This is a genomic window from Promicromonospora sp. NPDC023805 (assembly GCF_040639635.1).
In the GTDB taxonomy this organism is placed as follows: Bacteria; Actinomycetota; Actinomycetes; order Actinomycetales; family Cellulomonadaceae; genus Promicromonospora.
On sequence record NZ_JBFAAH010000007.1, the window covers coordinates 166,670 to 190,296 of the forward strand.

Annotated in this window: 24 protein-coding genes; 16 read left to right on the forward strand and 8 right to left on the reverse strand. The window is 71.3% G+C overall.

The annotated features are described in order from the left end of the window. The first annotated feature begins 304 nt into the window (after window positions 1–304). From AB0F70_RS09925 to AB0F70_RS09955, 7 genes are read left to right on the forward strand one after another with little or no spacing between them, the layout of a single operon-like run. A complete protein-coding gene (locus tag AB0F70_RS09925) occupies window positions 305–1,882 on the forward strand; it encodes a fumarylacetoacetate hydrolase family protein (RefSeq protein ID WP_357446938.1) in 1,578 nt (525 codons plus the stop codon). After that, window positions 1,879–2,628 (forward strand): GntR family transcriptional regulator, encoded by a 750-nt coding sequence (locus AB0F70_RS09930; RefSeq protein WP_357446942.1) that lies wholly within the window; start codon window positions 1,879–1,881, stop codon window positions 2,626–2,628. The genes AB0F70_RS09925 and AB0F70_RS09930 overlap by 4 nt, the downstream gene beginning before the upstream one ends. Next, entirely contained in the window at window positions 2,625–4,145 is a 1,521-nt protein-coding gene (hpaE, locus tag AB0F70_RS09935; protein ID WP_357446945.1) for a 5-carboxymethyl-2-hydroxymuconate semialdehyde dehydrogenase, read from the forward strand. The genes AB0F70_RS09930 and hpaE overlap by 4 nt, the downstream gene beginning before the upstream one ends. Window positions 4,146–4,147: 2 nt before the next feature. Next, window positions 4,148–5,257, forward strand: a complete 1,110-nt coding sequence (hpaD, locus tag AB0F70_RS09940; protein ID WP_357446948.1) for a 3,4-dihydroxyphenylacetate 2,3-dioxygenase — start codon at window positions 4,148–4,150, stop codon at window positions 5,255–5,257. 17 nt (window positions 5,258–5,274) lie between these two features. Next, window positions 5,275–6,060 (forward strand): 2-oxo-hept-4-ene-1,7-dioate hydratase, encoded by a 786-nt coding sequence (gene hpaH / locus AB0F70_RS09945; protein ID WP_357446951.1) that lies wholly within the window; start codon window positions 5,275–5,277, stop codon window positions 6,058–6,060. Then, complete coding sequence (locus AB0F70_RS09950) at window positions 6,045–6,854, forward strand: HpcH/HpaI aldolase/citrate lyase family protein (protein WP_357446954.1); 810 nt, start codon at window positions 6,045–6,047, stop codon at window positions 6,852–6,854. Before hpaH ends, AB0F70_RS09950 begins: the two co-directional genes overlap by 16 nt. A 57-nt stretch (window positions 6,855–6,911) precedes the next feature. Next, the gene (locus tag AB0F70_RS09955; protein WP_357447047.1) at window positions 6,912–7,514 is read left to right on the forward strand and encodes a DUF899 family protein; all 603 of its coding nucleotides are present in this window, start codon (window positions 6,912–6,914) and stop codon (window positions 7,512–7,514) included. On the opposite strand, the gene AB0F70_RS09960 is transcribed toward AB0F70_RS09955, so the two are convergent. After that, on the reverse strand, window positions 7,507–8,061 hold the full coding sequence (locus AB0F70_RS09960) for a TetR/AcrR family transcriptional regulator (protein ID WP_357446957.1): 555 nt from the start codon (window positions 8,059–8,061) through the stop codon (window positions 7,507–7,509). The genes AB0F70_RS09955 and AB0F70_RS09960 overlap by 8 nt on opposite strands. Before the next feature lie 130 nt (window positions 8,062–8,191). On the opposite strand from AB0F70_RS09960, the gene AB0F70_RS09965 reads away from it, so the two are divergent. Further along, entirely contained in the window at window positions 8,192–9,706 is a 1,515-nt protein-coding gene (locus AB0F70_RS09965; protein ID WP_357446960.1) for an MFS transporter, read from the forward strand. 45 nt (window positions 9,707–9,751) lie between these two features. On the opposite strand, the gene AB0F70_RS09970 is transcribed toward AB0F70_RS09965, so the two are convergent. Next, window positions 9,752–10,186 carry a zf-HC2 domain-containing protein gene (locus AB0F70_RS09970; protein WP_357446963.1) on the reverse strand — a complete coding sequence of 145 codons (435 nt, stop codon included), beginning with the start codon at window positions 10,184–10,186 and terminating at the stop codon, window positions 9,752–9,754. Window positions 10,187–10,507: 321 nt separating this feature from the next. On the opposite strand from AB0F70_RS09970, the gene AB0F70_RS09975 reads away from it, so the two are divergent. Beyond that, entirely contained in the window at window positions 10,508–10,831 is a 324-nt protein-coding gene (locus AB0F70_RS09975; protein ID WP_357446966.1) for a glycosyltransferase, read from the forward strand. Window positions 10,832–10,970: 139 nt separating this feature from the next. On the opposite strand, the gene AB0F70_RS09980 is transcribed toward AB0F70_RS09975, so the two are convergent. Next, on the reverse strand, window positions 10,971–11,516 hold the full coding sequence (locus AB0F70_RS09980) for a ferritin (RefSeq protein WP_357446969.1): 546 nt from the start codon (window positions 11,514–11,516) through the stop codon (window positions 10,971–10,973). Window positions 11,517–11,588: 72 nt separating this feature from the next. Here AB0F70_RS09980 and AB0F70_RS09985 point away from each other — a divergent pair, with 72 nt between their 5' ends. Both AB0F70_RS09985 and AB0F70_RS09990 read left to right on the forward strand, forming a co-directional pair. Then, window positions 11,589–11,984 carry a metalloregulator ArsR/SmtB family transcription factor gene (locus AB0F70_RS09985; RefSeq protein ID WP_357446972.1) on the forward strand — a complete coding sequence of 132 codons (396 nt, stop codon included), beginning with the start codon at window positions 11,589–11,591 and terminating at the stop codon, window positions 11,982–11,984. Between the two features lies 1 nt (window position 11,985). Next, complete coding sequence (locus AB0F70_RS09990; protein WP_357446975.1) at window positions 11,986–12,486, forward strand: SRPBCC family protein; 501 nt, start codon at window positions 11,986–11,988, stop codon at window positions 12,484–12,486. Window positions 12,487–12,555: 69 nt separating this feature from the next. Here AB0F70_RS09990 and AB0F70_RS09995 read toward each other — a convergent pair whose 3' ends face one another. After that, window positions 12,556–13,041, reverse strand: a complete 486-nt coding sequence (locus tag AB0F70_RS09995) for a MarR family transcriptional regulator (RefSeq protein WP_357446978.1) — start codon at window positions 13,039–13,041, stop codon at window positions 12,556–12,558. Window positions 13,042–13,130: 89 nt separating this feature from the next. Here AB0F70_RS09995 and AB0F70_RS10000 point away from each other — a divergent pair, with 89 nt between their 5' ends. The 3 genes from AB0F70_RS10000 to AB0F70_RS10010 are packed head-to-tail and all read left to right on the forward strand — an operon-like array spanning window position 13,131 to window position 15,586. Then, on the forward strand, window positions 13,131–14,219 hold the full coding sequence (locus tag AB0F70_RS10000) for an LLM class flavin-dependent oxidoreductase (RefSeq protein ID WP_357446981.1): 1,089 nt from the start codon (window positions 13,131–13,133) through the stop codon (window positions 14,217–14,219). Next, on the forward strand, window positions 14,219–14,896 hold the full coding sequence (locus AB0F70_RS10005) for an NADPH-dependent F420 reductase (protein WP_357446984.1): 678 nt from the start codon (window positions 14,219–14,221) through the stop codon (window positions 14,894–14,896). The genes AB0F70_RS10000 and AB0F70_RS10005 overlap by 1 nt, the downstream gene beginning before the upstream one ends. 60 nt (window positions 14,897–14,956) lie before the next feature. After that, complete coding sequence (locus AB0F70_RS10010) at window positions 14,957–15,586, forward strand: GNAT family N-acetyltransferase (RefSeq protein WP_357446987.1); 630 nt, start codon at window positions 14,957–14,959, stop codon at window positions 15,584–15,586. 33 nt (window positions 15,587–15,619) lie between these two features. On the opposite strand, the gene AB0F70_RS10015 is transcribed toward AB0F70_RS10010, so the two are convergent. Further along, on the reverse strand, window positions 15,620–16,792 hold the full coding sequence (locus AB0F70_RS10015) for a MarP family serine protease (RefSeq protein WP_357446992.1): 1,173 nt from the start codon (window positions 16,790–16,792) through the stop codon (window positions 15,620–15,622). Between the two features lie 291 nt (window positions 16,793–17,083). Between AB0F70_RS10015 and AB0F70_RS10020 the strand changes: the two genes are divergently transcribed. Further along, window positions 17,084–18,634, forward strand: coding sequence for an alanine/glycine:cation symporter family protein (locus AB0F70_RS10020; protein ID WP_357446995.1), 1,551 nt, complete (start codon window positions 17,084–17,086; stop codon window positions 18,632–18,634). A gap of 78 nt (window positions 18,635–18,712) precedes the next feature. On the opposite strand, the gene AB0F70_RS10025 is transcribed toward AB0F70_RS10020, so the two are convergent. After that, window positions 18,713–19,309 (reverse strand): TetR/AcrR family transcriptional regulator C-terminal ligand-binding domain-containing protein, encoded by a 597-nt coding sequence (locus tag AB0F70_RS10025; protein WP_357446998.1) that lies wholly within the window; start codon window positions 19,307–19,309, stop codon window positions 18,713–18,715. Window positions 19,310–19,425: 116 nt separating this feature from the next. Here AB0F70_RS10025 and AB0F70_RS10030 point away from each other — a divergent pair, with 116 nt between their 5' ends. Further along, a complete protein-coding gene (locus tag AB0F70_RS10030; RefSeq protein WP_357447001.1) occupies window positions 19,426–20,346 on the forward strand; it encodes an alpha/beta hydrolase in 921 nt (306 codons plus the stop codon). A 35-nt stretch (window positions 20,347–20,381) separates the two neighbouring features. Here the strand turns inward: AB0F70_RS10030 and AB0F70_RS10035 are convergent, their stop codons facing one another. Together AB0F70_RS10035 and AB0F70_RS10040 are read right to left on the reverse strand one after the other, a co-directional pair. Further along, entirely contained in the window at window positions 20,382–21,176 is a 795-nt protein-coding gene (locus tag AB0F70_RS10035) for an SDR family oxidoreductase (protein ID WP_357447004.1), read from the reverse strand. Window positions 21,177–21,493: 317 nt separating this feature from the next. Continuing rightward, window positions 21,494–23,524 carry a zf-HC2 domain-containing protein gene (locus AB0F70_RS10040; RefSeq protein WP_357447007.1) on the reverse strand — a complete coding sequence of 677 codons (2,031 nt, stop codon included), beginning with the start codon at window positions 23,522–23,524 and terminating at the stop codon, window positions 21,494–21,496. Window positions 23,525–23,627: the final 103 nt, after the last annotated feature.

Genomic DNA, 23,627 nt, shown 5'->3' on the forward strand with positions numbered 1-23,627 from the left:
CAGAGAAGCATCTTGAAACGCCAGCAGGCGAGACACCAGGCAGATACGCCTGTACGAAGCCGGCGATCGGGTGCGCCTGGCAGGCGAGCCGTTCAGGCCCTTTGTGAGACCAGACAGACCCTAGGCGTGACATCGCATGACTCCCTCGTCATCCGGGCCTGCCGTCGTTGGCGGGCCGGTGGTGGGCTCGGCCGGGGTGGCCTTGCCGGGTTCTCACGGACCATATACGATTTGAGATACAAAGCGCCAGGGGTCACATCAGAAGCGGTGGAGAAGACCGGCGGAACGACGGGCAAGGGAGCTCATGGGTACCGACGCAAGTACCGAAGCGCAGGCCTCCGCGACGCGGACACCAGCGGCGAGCGGTCCGCTCGCGGAGCGGCCGGGCAAGATCGTCGCCGTCCACATCGCCTACCTGTCGCGCGCCGAGCAGCGCGGACGGCGGCCCGCCGCGCCGTCGTACTTCCTCAAGCCGACCAGCTCGCTCGCCGCCACCGGAGGCGTAGTCGAGCGGCCGGCCGGCACGGAGCTGCTCGCGTTCGAGGGGGAGGTGGCGCTGGTCATCGGCAAGCCCGCCCGGCACGTGCCGGTCGAGGAGGCCTGGGACCACGTCGCCGCCGTGACCGCAGCCAACGACCTGGGTGTCTACGACCTGCGCTGGGCCGACAAGGGCTCGAACGTGCGCTCCAAGGGCCGCGACGGCTACACGCCCGTCGGCCCTGCGCTCATCGACGCCCGCGCGGTCGATCCCGCCGGGCTGCGGGTCCGCACCTGGGTCAACGGGGAGCTCGTGCAGGAGGACACCACGAACGAGGACGCGCTCCTGTTCCCGTTCGCGCAGCTCGTGGCCGACCTGTCCCAGCACCTCACGCTCGAGACCGGCGACCTCGTGCTCACGGGCACGCCGGCCGGTTCGAGCGTGGTGGTGCCGGGCGACGTCGTCGAGGTCGAGGTGGACGCCCCGGCGGCGCCCGGCGCACCGACGTCGGGCCGCCTGGTCACGACGGTGGTGCAGGGTGACGTGCCGTTCTCTGACGTCGGTGCCGGACCGAAGGTCGACGACACGCAGCGGGCGGAGGCGTGGGGGAGCCGCGAGGCGGCGGGCCTGACGCCGGAGCCCGGTGCCGAGGCGGAGCCGTTCGCGCTTACCGAAGAGCTCGCGGACAAGCTGCGGCGTGCGCCCGTCGCGGGGCTCTCCGCCCAGCTGCGCAAGCGCGGCCTGGACAACGTGATCATCGAGGGCGTGCGGCCCAACGTGCCGGGTGCGACGATCGTCGGCCGCGCGCGGACCCTGCGGTTCGTGCCGAACCGGGAGGACCTGTTCGCCGCGCACGGCGGCGGTTACAACGCCCAGAAGCGGATGTTCGACACCGTCGGCGCCGGCGAGGTCATAGTGATCGAGGCGCGCGGCGAGAAGGGGTCGGCGACCCTCGGCGACGTCCTGGCGCTGCGCGCGCACGTGCGCGGCGCGGCGGGGGTGGTCACCGACGGCGGCGTGCGCGACTTCGAGGCCGTGGCCGCGACGGGGCTGCCCGTCTTCTCGGGCGGTCCGCACCCGGCGGTGCTCGGCCGCCGGCACGTCCCGTGGGACACCGACGTCGCGGTCGCCTGCGGCGGAGCGACGGTGCTGCCCGGTGACATCGTCGTGGGCGATGCGGACGGCGTCGTCGTCGTGCCGCCGCACCTGGCCGAGGAGGTGGCCGACGCGACGATCGCCCAGGAGGAGCAGGACACGTGGGTCGCGCAGCAGGTGGCCGCCGGCCACCCGGTGGACGGGCTGTTCCCGCCGAACGCCGAGTGGCGGGCGCGGTACGAGTCCTGGAAGTCGCAGGTGCAGGGGGCCCAGGCCCCGACCCCTGACGGGCATGGGAAGTCGCGGTGACCGGCGGCGACGTGACGGCGTCGGCCGTCGAGACCGCGTTCGCCGGCGCGCTCAGCAAGTCCCAGCTCGCGTACGACTACCTGCGCGACCGCATAGCGTTGCACGAGCTGAGCCCCGGCTACCGGCTCGTGCTGCAGAGCATCGCCGACGAGCTGGCGATGAGCGTCGTGCCGGTGCGCGAGGCGATCCGGCGGCTGGAGGCCGAGGGCCTGGTCACCTATGAGCGCAACGTCGGCGCGCGCGTCGCGATGGTCGACGAGCACGGGTACGTCGACGCCATGCAGGCCCTCGGCGTCGTCGAGGGGGCCGCCACCGGCCTCTCCGCGCGCGCCATCTCCCCTGCGGACCTTCAGCGGGCGACCGAGGTGAACGACCACCTGCGCGCGGTGCTCGACCACTTCGACCCCCACGCGTTCACCGCACTGAACCGGCAGTTCCACTCGGTGCTGTTCGAGTCGTGCCCCAACAAGCTGCTGCTCGACATGGTCCACCGCGGCTGGGCCCAGCTGTCCGGCCTGCGGGACTCCACGTTCGCGTTCGTGCCCGGCCGGGCCAGGGACTCCGTGGCCGAGCACGCCCACATCCTCGACCTGATCGCCGGCGGCGCCGACCCGCTCGAGGTCGAGATCGCCGCACGCAACCACCGCTGGGCGACCATGCAGGCCTTTCTGGACGCCCGCGCCGACAGGGCAGGCAGGGCCGACAGAGCAGTGCCCCGCCCGACACCACTCAGGGAGACACCGTGACCGACGAGCCGACCAATCAGCCGACCCGCCACGTGCCGGCCGACCTGCCCGGCCGTATCCAGCACTACATCGGCGGAAAGTTCGTCGACTCCGCCGACGGCGACACGTTCGACGTCCTCGAGCCGGTGACCAACGACGTCTACCTGCAGGCGGCGGCGGGCAAGCAGGCCGACGTCGACCTGGCCGTCGCGGCGGCGCGTGACGCCTTCCTGAACGGACCTTGGCCCAAGATGCTCCCGCGCGAGCGCTCGCGGATCCTGCACCGGATCGCGGACATCGTCGAGTCCCGCGACGCCCGGCTCGCCGAGCTGGAAAGCTTCGACTCGGGCCTGCCGATCACGCAGGCGCTGGGCCAGGCCCGCCGGGCCGCGGAGAACTTCCGGTTCTTCGCCGACCTCGTCGTGGCGCAGGCGGACGACACCTTCAAGGTCCCCGGCCGGCAGATCAACTACGTCAACCGCAAGCCGATAGGCGTCGCAGGCCTCATCACGCCCTGGAACACGCCGTTCATGCTCGAGTCCTGGAAGCTCGGCCCGGCGCTGGCGACGGGCAACACCGTGGTGCTCAAGCCCGCGGAGTTCACGCCGCTGTCGGCGTCGCTGTGGGCGGGCATCTTCGAGGAGGCGGGGCTCCCGGCCGGCGTGTTCAACCTGGTCAACGGACTCGGCGAGGAGGCGGGCGACGCGCTGGTCAAGCACCCGGACGTGCCGCTGATCTCGTTCACGGGGGAGAGCAGCACCGGGCAGCTCATCTTCGCCAACGCGGCCCCGTACCTGAAGGGCCTGTCGATGGAGCTGGGTGGCAAGTCACCGGCCATCGTCTTCGCCGACGCCGACCTGGGCGCCGCGATCGACGCGACGATCTTCGGCGTCTTCTCGCTCAACGGCGAGCGCTGCACAGCCGGCAGCCGCATCCTCGTGGAGCGGGCTGTCTACGACGAGTTCGTCGAGCGCTACGCCGAGCAGGCGAAGCGGGTGGTGGTCGGTGACCCGCAGGATCCGCGGACCGAGGTGGGCGCGCTGGTGCACCCCGAGCACTACGAGAAGGTCGTCTCCTACATCGAGATCGGCAAGACCGAGGGCCGGCTCGTGGCGGGCGGCGGACGTCCGGAGGGCTTCGAGACCGGCAACTACGTGGCGCCGACGGTCTTCGCCGACGTGCCGTCGTCGGCCCGGATCTTCCAGGAGGAGATCTTCGGCCCGGTCGTGGCGATCACCCCGTTCGACACCGAGGAAGAGGCGCTCGCGCTGGCCAACGGTGTGAAGTACGGGCTGGCCGCCTATGTGTGGACCAACGACCTGAAGCGCGCGCACAACTTCTCGCAGGCCATCGAGGCGGGCATGGTCTGGCTCAACTCGAACAACGTGCGCGACCTGCGTACGCCGTTCGGCGGGGTCAAGGCCTCCGGTCTCGGGCACGAGGGCGGCTACCGCTCTGTCGACTTCTACACCGACCAGCAGGCCGTGCACATCACGCTCGGCAAGGTGCACAACCAGACTTTTGGCAAGGGAGCCTGAAGATGACCGACCCGATCCCCACGCCCCTGGCGCCGCCGCCGGACATCCTGCGGTGCGCCTACATGGAGCTCGTGGTCACCGACCTGGCCGCCTCGCGGAGCTTCTACGTCGACGTGCTCGGCCTGGTCGTCACCGAGGAGGACGACGACGCGGTCTACCTGCGCAGCCTCGAGGAGTTCATCCACCACAACCTGGTCCTCCGCAAGGGCCCGGTGGCCGCCGTCGCCGCGTTCTCGTACCGGGTGCGCAGCCCCGAGGAGCTGGACCGCGCGGTCGCGTTCTACGCCGAGCTCGGCTGCCGCGTCGAGCGTCGCGCCGAGGGCTTCACGAAGGGCATCGGGGACTCGGTGCGGGTGGTCGACCCGCTCGGCTTCCCGTACGAGTTCTTCTACGACGTCGACCACGTCGAACGCCTCGCGTGGCGGTACGACCTGCACACCCCTGGTGCACTGGTGCGCCTGGACCACTTCAACCAGGTGACGCCGGACGTGCCGCGTGCGGTGAAGTTCATGGAGGACCTCGGCTTCCGCGTCACCGAGGACATCCAGGACGCTGAGGGCACGACGTACGCCGCGTGGATGCGCCGCAAGCCGACGGTGCACGACACGGCGATGACGGGCGGCGACGGCCCCCGCATGCACCACGTCGCGTTCGCGACGCACGAGAAGCACAACATCATCGCGATCTGCGACAAGCTCGGAGCGCTGCGGCTCTCCGACCACATCGAGCGCGGCCCGGGCCGGCACGGTGTGTCCAATGCCTTCTACCTGTACCTGCGTGACCCGGACGGGCACCGCGTGGAGATCTACACGCAGGACTACTACACGGGTGACCCCGACAACCCGGTGGTGACCTGGGACGTGCACGACAACCAGCGCCGTGACTGGTGGGGCAACCCGGTGGTGCCGTCCTGGTACACCGAGGCGTCGCTCGTCCTGGACCTGGACGGCAAGCCGCAGCAGGTCGTCGCGCGGACCGACACCTCCGAGATGGCCGTGACCATCGGCGCGGACGGGTTCTCCTACACGCGTCCGGAGGACTCCGCCCGCACAGGTGACGACGAGCTGCCCTCGTGGAAGCAGGGCGAGTACAAGCTGGGACACCAGCTGTGACGGGGGCGGGGGAGCGCATGCTGGACGACGCGACGATCACCACCATCGCCGACGAGCTGGCCCGCGCGGAGGCCGACCGCACGACAGTGCCGCTCCTGACGGCGCGGTATCCCGGCATGACCGTCGAGGACTCCTACGCGGTGCAGAACACGTGGCGCCGGCGCGGCATCGAGGCCGGACGCCGCCCGGTGGGCCGCAAGATCGGGCTGACGTCGAAGGTCATGCAGGCCGCCACCGGCATCACCGAGCCGGACTACGGCGCGATCTTCGCCGACATGGTCTTCGACAACGGTTCGGTCATCGAGCACTCGCGGTTCTCGAACGTGCGGATCGAGGTGGAGCTGGCTTTCGTGCTCCGCGAGGGGCTCAAGGGGCCGGACGTCACGGTGTTCGACGTGCTGCGCGCTACCGAGTACGTGGTGCCGGCCCTGGAGATCCTGTCGTCGCGCATCGAGATGTCCGGGCGCACCATCGTCGACACGATCAGCGACAACGCGGCGATGGGTGGCATGGTCTACGGCGGCAACCCGGTGCGGGTGGACGAGACCGACCTGCGCTGGGTCTCGGCGCTGCTCTACCGCAACGAGACCATCGAGGAGTCCGGCGTGGCCGCCGCGGTCCTCAACCACCCGGCCACCGGCGTCGCCTGGCTGGCGAACAAGCTCGCCCAGCACGACGACGCGCTGGAGCCCGGGGAGATCGTCCTCGCCGGCTCCTTCACGCGGCCCGTGTGGATCGAGCCCGGCGACACCGTGTTTGCCGACTACCGAGAGCTGGGGACCGTCTCGTGCCGATTCGTCTGACCCTCGCGCCCACGTTCCGCGACCGCATCGCCGGCTCCGACCGGCCGCAGGTCGGCATGTGGGTGTGCACCGGCAGCCCGCTCGTGGCGGAGATCTGCGCGGGCGCCGGCCTGGACTGGCTGCTGATCGACGGCGAGCACTCGCCGATCGGCCTGGAGACCACGTCGGCGCTGCTGCAGGCGGTCGCGCCGTACCCGGTCACGCCGGTGGTGCGGGCGCCGTCGGACGACGCGGTGGTGCTCAAGCAGCTGCTCGACCTCGGTGCGCAGAACTTGCTGGTGCCCATGGTCGACACGGCCGAGCAGGCGGCCGCCGTCGTGCGGGCGGTGCGCTACCCGCCGCGGGGCATCCGCGGCGTGGGCAGCGCGCTGTCCCGGGGGGCACGCTGGAACCGCGTGGAGGGCTACATGGCCGACGCCGACCGGCACGTCTCCCTGTTCGTGCAGGTCGAGTCCGCGACCGGCGTCGAGAACGCGGCGGACATCGCGGCCGTCGACGGGGTGGACGGCGTCTTCGTGGGCCCGTCCGACCTGGCGGCCTCCATGGGCGTGCTCGGTCAGCAGACGCACTCGGACGTCACCGCAGCCGTCCGCGCGACCTTCGAGGCGGTGCGGGCCTCGGGCAAGCCCGTCGGCGTCAACGCCTTCGACCCGACGGTGGCTCGGTCGTACCTGGAGGCGGGGGCATCCTTCGTGCTGGTCGGCGCCGACGTCGCGCTGCTGGCCCGCGGTTCGGAAGCCCTGGCGGACACCTGGATCGGCAGCAGCGAGGACGAGGCGGACGCGGGGGAGTAGCCCGCGCGCACGTCATCACCGGGTACTGGCCACTGGGCGGGCTCGATACGGCGGCGGCTGCCGATGGTGGAGGTCGACGCCGGCATCGAGGTGATCGGTCCGGACGGGCCGATCACGATCCTCGACGTCTTCGAGGGCCGCAAGCAGCTCATCGCGTACTTCCACGCCTGGTGGCCGGGCCGGCCCGCCGCGGAGCAGTGCGAGGGCTGCACGTTCTTCAACTGCCAGGTACGCGAGCTGTCCTATCTCCATTCCCGCGACATCACGTACGCCACCCTCTGCAAGGGCCCGTACGAGGAGAGCGTCCGCTACCGCGACTTCATGGGTCTGGACATGCCGTGGTACTCGGCCGAGAAGACTGCGGCACAGCTCCTGGAGGGTCGCGACTGGCAGGTCCACCACCTCGTCTGCTACGTCCGCGACGGTGATCGGGTGTTCGAGACCTATTACACCGGCGGCCGCGGTGTCGAGGTCATGACCCCCACCCACGGGCTGCTGGACATGACCGTCTACGGACGCCAGGAGACGTGGGAGGACTCGCCCGAGGGCTGGCCCCAGCCCTGGAGCGAAGAACCCGGGCGGCACCACTGGGTGACGAACGGACGCCCCATCGCCCAATGGTCCCGTATCGAAGCCGGCCGCTCCGACGCGCTCAGCTGAACGTCAGCGCGAGCAGGTGTTCGCGGAGCCGCGTCAGTTCCTCCGGCGCGGGCTCCATGCCCCAGACCGGCTGGGCGCTGACGCCGTCCGCGGCCGCGAGGACGAGCGAGAGCACGTCCTCGGGGAGGCCGTCGGCGCGTAGGTCCTCCTGCCAGCGCTGCGCGTCGGCGCGTGCGAGCTCGGTGACCGCGTCCACCGTTGACAGGTGCGCGATCACCACCAGCGCGTCGCGCGACGCCGCCGGGTCCAGCGCGCCCTCGATCGACACCCGCACGTAGGCGCGCACCAGGCGTCCGGGAGCGTCGTCGTCCGGGGGAACGGCGGCCAGCACCGCGACCCTGAACCGCTCGAGCCAGTCGGCAGCCATCGCCAGCAAAAGCTCCTGCTTGCTCGCGAAGTGGTAGAGCAGCCCGCCCTTGGAGACCCCGGCGCGGCGTGCGACGTCGTCGAGGGTCGTCGAGATCCCGCGCTCGCGGACCAGGCGGCTCGCCGCGTCCAGCAGCGCGGCGCGCGTCTGCTCCGGGTCCCTGCCCGCCGTCCGACCCACTGACCAGCACCTCACCCTCTGCTCTCGACACGCACTGCTCTCGACACGCACTGCTCGGCATGGACTATAGAGCCCAACTACACAGAGCCCGCCGATCGAAACTGTACCGGCTGGACGGTACAGTAGTGCGGTGACCGCTTCATCTCCCGCCCTCTCCACACGCCGCCGGTGGGCCGCGCTCGCCGTCCTCGTGCTCGCGGTCGGCCTGCTCGCCATCGACGGAACCGTCCTCTACCTGGCGGTCCCGTCACTGACCCGCGACCTCGCGCCGACCGCCACCCAGGTGCTCTGGATCGGCGACATCTACTCGCTGGCCATCGCCGGACTCCTCGTCGCGATGGGGACCCTTGCCGACCGGGTCGGGCGCAAGCGCCTCCTGCTCATCGGGTCGACGGCGTTCGGCGCGGCCTCGGCGCTCGCGGCCTTCGCGCCCAGCGCCGAGATCCTCATCCTCGCCCGCCTCCTGCTCGGCGTGGCGGGCGCGACGATCATGCCCTCGACGCTCTCGCTCATCCGCACGCTGTTCCCGGAGGCACGCGAGCGCAGCCGAGCCATCGCGGCGTGGTCGGCGGCGGCCGGCGGTGGCGCCGCGGTCGGGCCCCTGGTCGGCGGCGCGCTGCTCGAGCACTTCTGGTGGGGTTCGGTGTTCCTCGTGAACGTCCCGGTGGTCATCGTGCTGGTCATCGCGGGGACCGTGCTGCTGCCAGAGGCGAAGGACCCTGAACCCGGGCGCCTCGACGTCCTGTCCGTCGTGCTGTCGTTCGCGGCGGTGATGCCGCTGGTGTGGTCGATCAAGCACGCGGCCTCCGAGGGCGTGGACGCGCTGGCGGTCGGGGTGCTGGCGCTCGCGGTGCTCGCCGGCCTCTGCTTCGTGCGGCGTCAGGCCCGGCTGGTCGCGGACGGGCGAGGCCCGCTGCTCGACGTCGGGCTCTTCAAGATCCCCGCGTTCAGCGGAGCCGTGGCGGCGAACCTGATAGCGATCTTCGCGCTCACCGGCATGCTGTTCTTCTTCTCGCAGTACCTGCAGCTCGTGCGGGGCTACTCGCCGCTGGTCGCCGGTATCGCCGAGCTGCCGGCCACCATCGCCTCCATCGTCGTGGTCGTGGTGGTGGGCTGGTCCATCACGCGGTTCGGCCGCGGCCCCGCCATCGCCCTCGGCCTCGGGGTCACGGCGCTCGGCATGGTCGCGATCGCGGTGGCCGAGGGCGCCGACCACTACGCATGGCTCGCGCTCGCCCTCGTGCCCGCCGGCCTGGGGGTCGGGCTGGCGATGACGCTGACCACCGACGCCGTCGTCTCCGCGGTGCCACCGGCGAAGGCGGGCGGGGCCTCGGCGATCTCCGAGACCGCCTACGAGCTCGGGGTGGCCCTCGGCGTCGCCGTGCTCGGCTCGCTCGTCACGCTCGGCTATCAGGCACGTGTCGCGCTGCCTGCCGACCTGACCGCCGGCGACCGGGCGCAGGCGGGCGACTCCCTCGCCTCTGCGGTAGCGGTCGCCGGCGAACGGGCGGACGTCCTGGACGCGGCCAAGGAGGCGTTCGTCGCCTCCCTGCAGGTCGCGTGCGTGGTGGCGGCCGTGCTGACCGCGGTCGCCGCCCTGGTCGCGTGGCGGCTCATCCCGGCAGAGGGCAAGAACGCCCGATGAGCCTGCGGGGGCCGGTTGCCACCGGTCCTGCGGGACTGCGACGGCTCAGGTCGGGTTGGCGGTACCGGCGCCGGGCGCGCGGTGCCGTCCGCCCCGGTGGCCGTCGGCGACCAGCCGTCGCCTGAGGCCGCGGAGCGTCCAGGAGACCTCGCGGACGTCGATGAACGCGCGCGTGCACCCGGCGCAGCCGTCCAGGTGGAGCTCGACACGGTGGCGCCTGCTGGGCGCCAGACGTCCGTGGAGGTAGTCGTGCAGGGCGGCGCGGGCGACGCGGCACTCGGGCCGGCGCACGCCCCGGGTGCGGGTGGCGGCGGACCGCCCGGGCGTCTCGGCGGGGTCGGCCAGGTCGGCCAGCGCGGAGCGGAGCTGGGCGACGGCGGTCGGTTGGTCGGCGGCCGGCTTGGTGACCGGCCTGTCGACCGGCGCGGTGCCCGGCTCCGCGCGCAGCGGGTCGACCCGAGGATCGCCCGTGGTCGTCATGCGAACCCGTCCCTCTCGATGCCTGGTGTCCGACCTGGTGACTCGGCCCGGTGACTTGACCCGGTGTGCCGACTGCCTGGTGTTCCGACCCGCTGGGCAACAGTTCCACGAGTTGGGTGTCCCGCAACTCGGGCACGATGCCCGACGCTATCTCCGCAGGCCGGCGCCAGGTGCGCGCCATGCCGACGCTCCCCGCCGTAGTCCCGGATGCGGCTGGGTGGACCCGCGCCCAGGCTGGAAGCGCCCGACGAGTCGAAGCGCTGAGGGGAGCCGGAACCGGCGCACCGACCTGCTCGCGTCCCTGCCCTCCACCGGGCGCCGGTGATCCTGGTGGACAACGGCTCCGCGGACGGCAGCGTCGACGCCGTCGCCGCGGCGCACCCGGACGTCACGGTGATCCGGCTGCCCCGAAACGTCGGGGCCGCGGTCCGGACCGTCGGGGTGCGGGCCGCGCGCACGCAGTTCGTGGCGTTCGCCGACGACGACTCGTGGTGGGCGCCCGGCGCACTGCGGGCTGCCGTGGCGCGACGCCGTCGGCGAGATCCGGCACGTCGCGGCGCAGGGCCCGGACCACCGGTCCGGTGTGGTCCGAGCCCTGCGAGAAGCGCCAACGGCGCTCCGCCTGCGCCGTCCGATCCCTGGTGAGGTAGCCGCCATGCGGAAGCTCCTGACCCGGCGGTGACCGGCGGGTGCAGCCACCGACCCCAGACCGTTGAGTGCTGGGTATTCGCCCTTCTCGAGCGAGAAAGGGGGCGAATATCCAGCACTCAACGGGCGCGGTGGGTCAGAGCGATCCGCCCGCGGCCTTCGGGGCGGCGGCGGACTCGCCCGCGTCGCCGATCGTCTCGCGCGCCACGTAGTTCTCCAGGTCGAACAGGTTGTCGCCGGCCCGCTTCGCGACGGTGACGAGAGTGGTCGCTGCGGCGACCTCCTCGACCTGCTCCTCGAGGAACCACATGAGGAACTGCTCGCCCAGGGCGTCGCCCTCCTCGCGCGCCGCGCGGAAGATCGCCTCGATCTGCCGCGTGACCTGCTGCTCCTGGTCCAGCGCGAGCTGGAGCGGCTCGATCACGTCCGCGAAGTCGTTGCGCACCGCGGGAGTCCCGGGGATCTGCACGGGCATGCCCCGGTCCAGGTGGTACTGCACGATCATCATCCCGTGGTTGCGCTCCTCGAGCGCCTGCCGGTAGAAGTGCGCGGCCAGCTGCGGCAGGTCGTGGCTGTCGAACCAGACAGCGATCGCCACGTACTGCAGGTGCGCCGCCAGCTCATGGCCCACCTGCTCGCCCAGCAGACGCAGGTACTGCGAATTCTCCGAGGTCGTCGTCATGCCCCTCACGCTACCCGGGGCCGGGGACACTCCGCCTCTTGACGCATGCTCATATGGGTATATGTTTGAGCCATGGCACGAGCAGCGACCACTACCGACGCGTTCAACGCGGTGGCCGAGCCGCGCCGCCGCGAGATCCTCGACGCCCTGGCCGGCGGCGAGCTCGCGGTGGGCGACCTGACCGAGCTGCTCGGGCTCGCCCAGCCGCAGGTGTCCAAGCATCTGCGGGTCCTGCGGGAGGTGGGGCTGGTGGACGTGCGCGACGACGGGCGCCGCCGCCTGTACCGCGTGAACGGCGCGCCGCTGCGCGCGGTCCACGAGTGGGTGGTCCGCTACGAGCGGCTCTGGAACGAGCGGTTCGACCTGGTCGACGACGTCCTCGACGAGCTCACCCGAACGGCGTCCGAGGCGACCGAAGCATCCAAGGCAACGACAACAACCGAAGAGGAAACAGGAAGAGGAGATTGACATGGCTACCACCACCAAGGGCAGTGCCGTCCTGACACTGCCCAGCGACACCGAGATCCTGGTCACCCGGGAGTTCAACGCACCGCGCCACCTCGTGTGGAAGGTGCTCACCGAGCCGGACCTGATCAAGCGCTGGTGGGCCGGGCAGCGCGGGACCGTGACGAGCGCGTCCGTCGACCTCCGCGTCGGTGGCGCGTGGCGGTACGTCATGACGGCCGACGGCGGGTTCGAGGTGGGCTTCCACGGCGAGTTCCGCGAGATCGACGCGCCGGCGAGCATGGTGCAGACGGAGGTCTACGAGGGAGCGCCCGACGGCGACTCGGAGCCCACCCTGAACCACTACGCCCTCACCGAGCTGGACGGGCGCACCACGCTCACGGTCCGCACGGTCACCTCGAGCAAGGAGCTGCGCGACCTGATCATCGACTCGGGGATGGAGGGCGGCATGCAGGAGGGCTACGACCTCCTGGAGGAACTGGCGGCCGCCCTGGCAGCATCCTGACCCCCGCCGCGTCGTTGAGTGCTGGGTATTTGTCGTGTCACGAGCCGAAAATCGACAAATACCCAGCACTCAACGGAGGGCGGTTCGGAGGGCTTTTGTCAGTTCCTCGACCTGGTCCAGCTGCTCCGGCGTGAGCGCGTCCACGAACAGCTCGCGGACCGCGCGCAGGTGCGGGACCGAGGCGCTCCGGAAGACGCGGGCGCCCTGGTCGGTGAGCACCACCTCGGCGCCGCGGTAGTCGACGGCGCAGTCGTCGCGCCGGATGAGGCCGCGCCCCTCCATGCGCCAGATGTGATGGGACAGCCGGCTGCGTTCCCAGCCGACGGCGTCCGCGAGCTCGGAGGAGCGCAGCCGGCGCCCGTCCGCCTCGCTCAGGGCGAGCAGCACCGCGTAGTCGCCGGGCGACAGCGCCGACTCCTCGTGCAGGCGGCTGCTCAACCGCGTGTTCAGCGCCTGCGCGGTCTCGATGAACCCGCGCCAGATGCGCAGCTCGTCCGCCGTCGGTGACTGCCGGGTGCCGGCTCGGCTCGGGCGGGGCGGCGTGTCCTGCGTCACGGTGACCCCCAGTGATTGACGTGTCAACCATATCGGGTACATGATTGACACGTCAATCAAATGTGCAGGGCAGTCGTGGAGGAGTCCTTATGGGCGACATCGAGCTGGGCCACATCGAGCTGGGCGACATCGAGTTCGGCATCGACACTTTCGGCGACCTGCCGCGGAACGACCGCGGTGGGGTCATGTCCCACGGCGCGGCGATCCGCAGCACCGTCGAGGAGGCCGTGCTCGCGGACCAGATCGGGATCGACGTGATCGCCGTCGGCGAGCACCACCGGCCCGAGTTCGCGATCTCCACGCCGGAGACGGTGCTGGCCGGCATCGCGACCACCACCTCGAACATCAAGCTCGCCTCGGGCGTGACCGTCCTGAGCTCGGACGACCCGGTGCGGGTCTTTCAGCGGTTCGCGACCGTCGACGCACTGTCCAACGGCCGGGCCGAGGTCATCCTCGGGCGCGGTTCGTTCACCGAGTCGTTCCCGCTGTTCGGCTACGACCTGCGCGACTACGACCAGCTGTTCGAGGAGAAGATCGACCTGTTCGTGAAGCTCCTCGACGAGAAGCCGGTCACCTGGGAGGGCAAGCTGCGGCCCTCGCTGGAGAACGCGGAGGTCTTCCCCAAGACGGACTCGGGCCGACTGACCACCTGGGTCGGCGTCGGCGGCTCCCCGCAGTCGGTGATCCGCACCGCCCAGTACGGGCTGCGGCTGATGCTCGCGATCATCGGCGGGGCGCCCGAGCGGTTCGTGCCGTACGTCGACCTCTACCGCCGGGCGACCAGGGAGCTCGGCACCACCGCCTACCCGGTCGGCATGCACTCGCCGGGCTTCGTCGCCGAGACGGACGAGAAGGCGATGGAGCTGTTCTACCCGGGGTACAAGGTGATCCGGGACCGCATCGGCGCCCTGCGCGGCTGGCCGCCCGTGCGCCGCGAGGAGTTCGAGGCGGACGTCGCAGAGGGCTCGCTCTACGTGGGCTCGCCCGAGACCGTCGCCCGCAAGATGGCCCGCGCCATCGGCGCCCTCGACGTCGGCCGGTTCGACCTCATCTACTCCTCGGCGGGCACGGTGCGCGCGAGCGATCGGCTGCGCGCCGTCGAGCTCTACGGCACGCAGGTCATCCCGATGGTCCGCGAGCTGCTCGCCGAGCAGCCGGCGAAGGTGGAGGTGGCGTGATGGCGGCGGCCCCCGTGCGCACCCTCGGCATCCTCGGCGCCGGCAAGGTCGGGACCGTGCTCGCCCGCCTCGCGGTCGCGGCCGGGTACCGGGTGCTCATCGCGGGCTCTCGCGACCCGGCCCGGATCACGCTCACCGTGGAGGTCCTCGCACCGGGGGCCCGCGCGGTCGACGGGGAGACGGCGGCCCGCGAGGCGGACGCCGTCGTCCTCGCCCTGCCGCTCGGTAAGTACCGGTCGATCCCGGCCGCTGCCCTGGAGGGCAAGCTCGTCATCGACACGATGAACCACTGGTGGGAGATCGACGGCCCGCGCGACGGGATCCTGCCGCCGGGGGAGTCGACGAGCGAGCTCGTCCAGGCCGCGCTCCCGGGCACGCGGGTCGTCAAGGCGTTCAACCACATGGGTTATCACGACCTCGAGGGCGGAGCCCGGCCGGCCGGGCTGCCCGGCCGCAAAGCGATAGGGATCGCCGGCGACGACCAAGCCGACGTCGCGACGGTTGCCGCGATCGTGGACGCGCTCGGCTTCGACCCGGTGGTCGTCGGAAAGCTCGCCGAGGGGATCCGCATGGAGCCCGGCACGCCGGTGTTCGGGGCGAACGTCGAGGCCGGGCAGCTGGGGGAGCTGCTGGACGGCGACCGGTTGACAGCGACCGACCTGGAGAACGCTCGATAGCATCAGGCTGCCACTGGACGGATCGGCACTGGACGCAAACTGGACGCAAGGGGAACGATGGTGACGCGGCTCGCACGTCAGTGGGTGCTCGGCTGGGCCGTCTCGCGGGGGACCGCACCGCCCGTCGAGCAGGCGGAGGGTTTCCGTATCGACGTCGGCCTGCCGCACCACGTGGCGCGGTACGTGCTGCTCGACGCCGACGAGGCCGCCGTCCGCAGGGTCGCCGGGTCGGTCACGGTGGCGAACACGTGGCTCAAGGTGTTCGTCGCGCCGGAGCTCGTCGCGTCCTGGCTCCCGCCCGGCTGGACGTCCGGGCCGCCGACTGTTCTCATGGCCACGGAGCTGCGCCCGTCGGAGGTGCGCGCCCCGGACGGGTATGCGCTGGCCGCCGAGACCGAGGCGGGCGTGACCTTCGTCCGCGTGCTTTCCGCCGACGGCGCGGTCGCCGCCCGCGGACAGATCGCGGTGACCGGCGAGAGCGCCGTCGTCGACCAGGTGGGGACGGATCCCGCTCACCAGCGCCGCGGCCTGGGCAGCCTGGTGATGCGCACGCTGGCGAACGACGCCGTCGCACGGGGCGCCTCGACGGGCGTGCTCGGGGCGAGCGCCGAGGGCCGCGCCCTGTACGAGGCGCTGGGCTGGCAGGTGCACGCGCCGCTCGCCGGCTTCGTCTACCGGGCGACGACCTGAACCTGAACCTGCCGTTGGCCGCTGTTCAGGCACTCAGCTCGCGCACTGCCCCGTCGACACCGCGGTGTCCAGCCCGGTGGCCTGGGCGGCGACCGGGAGCAGCTCGGCGCTCGTCATCGCGTAGCCGATGTTCTCCTCTGAGACGTCGCGCGCGAAGATGACGCCGGCCACGTCGCCGCCGGTGGTCAGGAGCGGGCCTCCCGAGTTGCCGGGGCGGACCTCGGCGGCCAGGGAGTAGACCTCGCGGTCGTTCGCGCCGCGCCCGTACGAGTCCGGCACGCGGGTGGTGCTGACGCTGAGCACCCCGGCGCTGCCCGAGGTGAACGGGCCGCCGTAGGGATACCCCTGGACGACGGCGCGGTCGCCCACCGACAGGGTCGGCGCGATGGCGAGCGGGTCGGCGGCCAGCCCGTTGACGGCGATCACTGCAAGGTCGTCGACGGGGTCGTAGTACACGACCCGGCCCTCCCGGACCTCGCCACCGGGTAGCTCGACGACCGGAAGGTCCACGCCCGCGACGACGTGCGCGTTGGTCACCAGGCGGTCGGGCGCCACGACGAAGCCCGACCCGGTCGAGCTCTTGCCGCACGCGTACGCGATGCCCGAGATCCGGGCCACCGACTGCGCGGAGGCCTCCAGCTCGGCGTTGTCGAGGTCGACGGCGGGCACCACCGGAGTGTCGCGCGGCACCATCAGGATGTTCAGCCGCGGCAGGCCGTCGTCGAGCACTATGGAGCGCATCTCGGCGAGCGGCCGGCCCACGGCGGGCGGCGTCAGCTCGTCGATGGTGCGCAGGACGGCGGACGACGAGACCGCCGAGGCGACGCCGGGCGCGCCGGTGGCGCTCACCGCGTTGCCGACGAACGAGAGCGCGAGGGCGACGACGCCCACGTTCGCGACCCCGCCCAGCAGCCGTTCGAGCGGACGGAGCGAGGTGCGGTCCACACCCTGGCGCAGGCTCCTGCCCATCCCCGCCCCGACGGACGCGCAGAACAGCGGCAGCAGGATGGCAACGGCGACGGACACCGGCCCGCGCCACTCGGAGGTGGGCAGCAGGTCGTTGACGGCGGGGACCGCCCAGAAGGCGGCGACGCCGCCGACGATGAGCCCGATCAGGCCGCCGAGCGTAGCCAGGAGGCCACGGCTCAGACCCGCCATGAGGGCCATGAACAGCACCACGAGAAGCACCAGGTCGAACAGCTGCACGGGGATCCTTCGGGGGCGGCGGGCTGCGGGCGGTCGGGCAGGATGAGATGACCGTAAGCGCTGAACCTGCGAGCCGCGGCCCGCAACGCACGTCCATCACCCGATCCGCCGATTTGCGGTGAGAAGTTCACCGCCACTTTCACCTTTCCTTCGGGTGTCGTGCGTGCGGTCGTACGTGCGGCTGTGCGCGCGCGTCGTGCGCGAGCGCCTCGGCGGCAGTTAGGGTGCCGCCGCGGGTGCACAGATTTTTCACCCGCGCGCATGTCCGAATCGTCCTACCCTGGAGCACCTATGAGCTTCGCCGATCGCATCGGCACCGCGAACGAGCTGATCTGGTCGATCCCGCTGATCGCCCTCTGCCTCCTCGCCGGTCTGTACTTCTCCCTCCGCACCGGGTTCCTCCAGGTCCGCCACATCCCCGACATGCTCAGCCAGCTCAAGAAGGGCGAGAAGTCGGAGAACGGCACGTCCTCCTTCCAGTCACTGATGATGTCGCTCGCCGGTCGCGTAGGGATGGGCAACATCGGCGGTGTCGCGACGGCGATCGCCTTCGGTGGCCCCGGCGCGGTGTTCTGGATGTGGACCTCGGCGTTCCTCGGCGCCGCCACCTCGTTCGTCGAGTGCACCCTCGGGCAGATCTACAAGGAGAAGGACCCGGACACCGGTGAGTACCGCGGTGGCCCGGCCTACTACTTCGAGAAGGCGTACAAGCACAAGGCCCGTGGCCTGTCGCTGACCTACGGGATCGTCTTCGCGGCGGTCACCATCCTCGCGATGAGCTTCTTCCTGCCGGGCGTGCAGGCCAACGGCATGGCCTCGGCCATCAACAACGCGTGGGGCGTCCCCACCTGGGCCACCGCCGTCGGCCTGGTGATCCTGCTGGCGTTCATCGTCATCGGCGGCGTCAAGCGCATCGCGCACTTCGCCGTGATCGTGGTTCCGACCATGGCCCTGCTCTACATCCTCATCGCGGCCATCGTGTTCTTCATGAACTTCAGCGAGATCCCCCGCGTGTTCGAGCTGATCTTCGGCAGCGCCTTCGGCGTCCAGCCGGTGTTCGGAGCGATCCTCGGCCTCGCCGTCAAGTGGGGCGTGCAGCGCGGCATCTACTCGAACGAGGCCGGTCAGGGCACCGGCCCGCACGCCGCTGCCGCCGCCGAGGTCTCGCACCCGGCCAAGCAGGGCTTCGCGCAGTCCTTCGCGGTCTACATCGACACCCTGTTCGTCTGCTCCGCTACCGCGTTCATCATTCTCTCGACCGGCATGTTCAACACCTTCGCCGGGGAGACCTGGCCCAGCGAGGCGATCTACGAGGGCACCGGCGGTCTTGGCACCGACGTCGAGCCGGGCCCTGGCTTCGTGCAGCAGGGCCTGGACTCGGTGTTCCCGGGTGCCGGCCCGTCGTTCATCGCCATCGTGCTCGCGTTCTTCGTGTTCACCACGATCGTGGCGTACTACTACATGGCCGAGACCAACCTGACCTACCTCACGCGCAAGATGAAGAACCGTCTCGCGGCGCGGGGCATGCTGCGCGTGCTGCAGGCGCTGGTGCTCGTCTCGGTGGCGTACGGCGCCGTGACCACCGCCGGCGCGGCCTGGGGACTCGGCGACATCGGCGTGGGCTCGATGGCCTGGCTGAACATCATCGGCATCCTGTTCCTCCAGCGTCCCGCGCTGAAGGCGCTCAAGGACTACCGCGAGCAGAAGAAGCGGGGCCTGGACCCGCAGTTCGACCCGCGGCGGCTCGGCATCGAGAACGCGACCTTCTGGGAGGAACGCGCCGACCGCCGGCTCCAGGTCGCGGCCGGCGAACGGTCCGAGAACCAGCCCGACCGCGACTGACCGGGCTGGCGCCGGCTGACCCGTTGAGTGCTGGATATTTGCCCTTCTGCGGCGTCAGAAAGGGCGAATACCCAGCACTCAACAGTCAGTCCCCGCAGCAGCAGTGGGAGCCAGCAGGGCGTCGATGATCCCGGCCATCGTCTCGGGCATCGGCAGCCGGGCGAGCGCCCGGAAGAGCAGGGTGCCCAGCAGGGCGTCGGCGACCGACTCGGCGCTGACGGCGGTGCTGAGCAGGCCGGCGTCCTGATCCCGCCTGAGCCGGGCCAGCAGGGGCTCGTAGGTCGGCCTCATGATGTGCTCGTAGAGCCGGCTCGCGTCCTGCTCGGGGCCCGTCGCCGCCGTGACCAGTGCGCGGACCACCTGCAGGAAGCGGGAGTCGCCCATCGCGGCCGCCGACGTGGTGGTCCACGCCTTGAGGTCGGCGCTCAGGTCGCCGGTGTCGGGGAGGTCCAGGGCGGGCAGCCGGAGGAAGCCCTCGATGACGGCGTCCGCGACGACCATCGGCTTGGCCGACCACCACCTGTAGATCGTCTGCTTGCCGGCCCCGGCGCGCGACGCTATCGCGTCGATCGTGACGTGGTCGTAGCCCAGCTCCGTGGTGAGGGCCGCGGCGGCCTCGAGGATCGCCAGCCGGGTCGCCTCGCTCCGCGGCCGCCCGGTCCTCGTGCCTGTCATGCACCGATCCTATGGGCTATTCTCCACTTACGAGACGCAAGGTCTCGATAGTCACGAGGGAGCACCATGGCTGACGAAGTGGTTGAAGTTGTGGTTGTCGTGATCGGCGCGACGGCATGAAGCTCTCCGAGGTGAACCCGGAGCTCCGGCGGGCCTACCGCATCATGCGGACGACGCCGGTGAGCAACCCGCTGCTGCTCAGGCTCATGCAGCGATTGACGCCGCTGATCCCCGATGCCAAGGCGCCGGAGGGCGCGACGCTGGAGAAGGTCCGGTTCGGCAACGCGGGCGGTGCGCGCGTCTACACGCCGTCGGGCGGAGGCTCCGGCGCTGCGTTGTTGTGGATCCACGGCGGCGGCCTGGTGATCGGCGCCGCGGTCTTGGACGATCGCCGGTGCTTCGCTATCGCGCAGGAGCTCGGCGTGGTGGTCGTGTCGGCGGAGTACCGGCTGGCGCCGCAGCATCCGTTCCCCCTGCCGCTCGACGACTGCCTGGACGCCTGGGACTGGTTGCAGCAGAACGCGGCCGCGCGTGGGATCGACCCTCAGCGGGTGGCGGTCGGCGGTCAGAGTGCTGGTGGTGGGCTGGCCGCGGCGCTCGCACAGCGCATCCACGACCGGGGAGGCGTGCAGCCGGTCGCACAGTGGCTGTTCTGCCCGATGCTCGACGACCGGACGGCGGCGAACCGGGAGCTGGACGCCGTCCGGCACATCGTCTGGCACAACCGCTCCAACCGCACCGGCTGGAGCGCCTACCTCGGGACCGCAGGTGCCGCAGTGGTGCCCGACTACGCCGTGCCCTCCCGGCGGACGGACCTCACGGGCCTCCCGCCCGCGTGGATCGGTACGGGCGACATCGACCTCTTCCACGACGAGAACATGGCGTACGCGGAACGGCTGACGGCGGACGGCGTTCCCGCGACGTTCGACGTGGTCCCCGGCGGCCCGCACGCCTTCGAGTCGCTCGGCGCGGACACCGAGGTGTCCGTGGCCTATCTCGGACGGGCGCACCGCTGGCTGCGGGAGCGGCTCGGCTGAGGGTCAGTTCGGCCGAGGGGCAGTTCGGCTGAGAGTCAGGGGAGTATCGAGTCCACGTATCCGCCGTCGACCCGGACGGCGGCGCCCGTCGTCGCCGAGGCGAGCGGTGAGCTGAGGTAGGCGACCATGTTCGCGATCTCCTCCGGCTCGATGAGCCGCTGGAGGAGCGACTGCGGGCGGTGCAGCCGCATGAACTCGCGCTGTGCCTCGTCCCACGGCAGGGCCGGGTCGACCAGCTCGTAGACGAACTTCTCGACCCCGCCGGTGTGCGTGGGACCGGCGATGACGGAGTTGACAGTGACGCCGGTGCCCGCTGCCTCCTTCGCGAAGCCGCGGGAGACGCCCAGCAGCGCCGTCTTGGAGACGCCGTAGTGGATCATCTCGGCGGGGATGACTATCGCGGAGTCGCTCGCGATGTTGAGCACGCGTCCCCAGCCGCGCGCGGTCATGCCCGGCAGGCTGGAGCGGATCAGGCGGACGGCGGCGAGCACGTTGACGTCGAAGTACCGGCGCCACTCGTCGTCGTCGATCTCGAGCGCCGGCATGCTGCCGAAGATGCCCAGGTTGTTGACCAGGATGTCGACGTCGCCGGTGGCGGCGAGCACCTCCGCCGCACCGGACGCAGTGGTGACGTCGCCGGCCGCGGCGACCAGGTCACGGTCCGCGGACTCCGTCCGAAGCTTGTTGATCGTGTCCGTCACGCCCTCCGCGCGGCGCCCGTTGATCGCCACCCGGGCGCCCGCGTCGGCGAGCGTGGCGGCGATCGCGCGGCCGATGCCCTGGGTCGAGCCGGTCACGAGCGCGGTCTTACCGGTCAGATCGATGCGCATGTTGTCCCCTTGCTGTCTTGTTTGCTGGCCCGCACGTGGCTGGCTGTCCTGCACGTGACTGGGCTGTCCCGCACGTGGCTCGGCCGGTGAGTGGACCCGTGGAGCAGGTGCCGGGCCTGTTGAATTTCGTTCAGCCTCGCCCGCCCCAGTTCACCCAGGCCGAACAATTCAGCACAGCCCGCAGAACCGGTCCTCAGCCGAACATATTCCGGCCTACCTGGCACCTTCCGAAACAGTGCACCTCGCCCAGAGAGCCAGGGACGGGACGGCTGTCGAGGCCGTCGTCGCGCCGGCCGTCGCCGTTGTGGACCGAGTTCTTAGCCCTCTTCCGCGCGGGTCCACCGCTCCCAGAGCCACAGGATCAGGACGATCAGCAGAAAGCCGGGTATCCCGATGGCGCCGAGCTTCCCGAGCCAGTTCGTCACCTCTGCTCCGATGCCGATCTCCGCGCCGTCGGCGGTCGTGGTGCCGTCGCCAGTGCCAGTGCCAGTGCCAGTGCCGTCGACCGTGCCTTCACCAGTGCCGATGCCGTCGCCCGTGCCATCACCGCTGCCGTCACCAGTGCCGTCTCGGCCGCCCGTGTGCGGATCGCCTCCCGCAGCGGGCTGGCCGCCTGCGTCACTCCCGCCTGCGTCACTCCCGCCCGCGTCCGTCCCGCCCGTGTCACTTCCGTTGGCGGAGCCGGTTCCGGGGTTGTCCGATCCGCCGTTCTGCTCGTCGGACGGCTCCCCGCCGATGCCAAACCCGGCGAGCCAGTCGGTAACCGCCGCGCCGATGTCGGGTAGCGGGTCGTCGGCAGTCCCGGAACCGTCGGCGCCGCCACCCTGAGCGCCGTCGCCCTCGAAGCGGTTGGTCCCGGGTGGGGAGTCGGACCCGGCTCCGCCTTCGGGCGGGCTGTCCGTACCGTTAGCTGAGCCGCTGCCGCCACCACCCGTGCCGCCGGGCCCACCTGTTCCGTCGCCAGCACCCGCGTCACCTGCACCGTCGTCGCCACCTGCGTCGCCGTCGCCGCCACCAGCGTTCGCTCCGCCGCCGGAGTCACCGTCGTCAGCGCCGCTACCAGTGCCGGAGCTGGCGCCCTCGCTGCCATCGCTTACGCCTTCACCGCCGCCGCCCTGAGTGGAACCGCCGCCCTCGCTGGCACCACCGCTACCAGCACCCTCGCCTGCGCCACCGCCAGCGTCACCCTCGCCGCTGGTGCCGGAGTCACCACCAGCACCCTCGCCGCCCTCGCCCGCACCGCCCGCGCCCTCATCACCAGCACTGCCCCCGCCAGCACCGCCACCGCCGGCACCGCCACCGCCGCCACCGCCCCCGCCCTCACCACCACTGCCACCGGCACCACCACCGGCACCACCACCGGCACCCGCACCCGCACCCGCACCGGGAATCGGAGCAGACTCGGCCGCAGGCGGATCAGCGGGCTGGTTGGCGACGAGCGCGGCGGCGCCACCTCCGAGACCGAGCACCGCCAGGACACCCGCAGCGATCGCCGCCTCCTTCTTGCCGAACGGACGCGGTGCGCCCGCCCCCGCCGCGCCTGCTCCACCCGCCCCCGCCGCGCCTGCTCCACCCGCACCCGCCGCTCCACCCGCCGCCCCGGCCGCTGCTCCGCCGACCGCAGCGCCGAGAGCTCCGGTGGCCAGCGCTCCTGCGACGACGTGTTGCCCGAGGTCGCGGAGCATCCAGGACACCTCCCGGACGTCCACGAACGCCCTGGTGCACTCGGCGCAGCCGTCCATGTGGGCCTCGAACCGGGTGCGGCGTCGGGGGAGCAGCCGGTCCTTGAGGTAGTCGTGCATCGCGGCGCGGGTGGTGCGGCACTCGGGTTCGTTGACGCCCTGTGCATGGGCGGCGGCGAAGGCGCCGGCGAGGCGTTCCTCCGCACGGCGCAGTCGCATGGTGACGGCGTGGGGCCGCACGCCGAGGTTGGTGGCGATGTCGGCGACGGCCCGGTCGTGGACGTGACGTTCGAGCAGGATCTGCCGGTCGTCGTCGGCCAGGTCGGACAGTGCGGCGCGCAGCATGGTGACGTCGGCGTGCCGTTCGGCGTCGAGCTCTGCTCCAGCGACCGGGGGTGTGAGGCGGTCGAGGGTGTCGTCCTCGACGGGGTGGGCGCGTCCGGCCTCGCGGGTCATGGAGATGGCTTCGTTGACCGCGGCGCGTCGCCAGTACGGGGCGGGGTCCTCGATGATGGTGCCCGTGGAGGCGAGGCGGACCATTTTTTCCAGGGCCCGGCTGGCGGCTTCTTCGGCGTCGATGCCGGGCACGCGGGCGGCGACCGAGCGTACGACGTTGGGGCGATGCACCATCCAGTCGTCAATCTGCAGTGCGCGTGCCGCCGTCATCTCGGATGCCCCCTTCCGATCCGCGATAATTCCACCGCGATCGGGAGGACGCACGACGAATCACACGATGTGCGTCAACGCACTGATTGGCCGGAACGCGGCG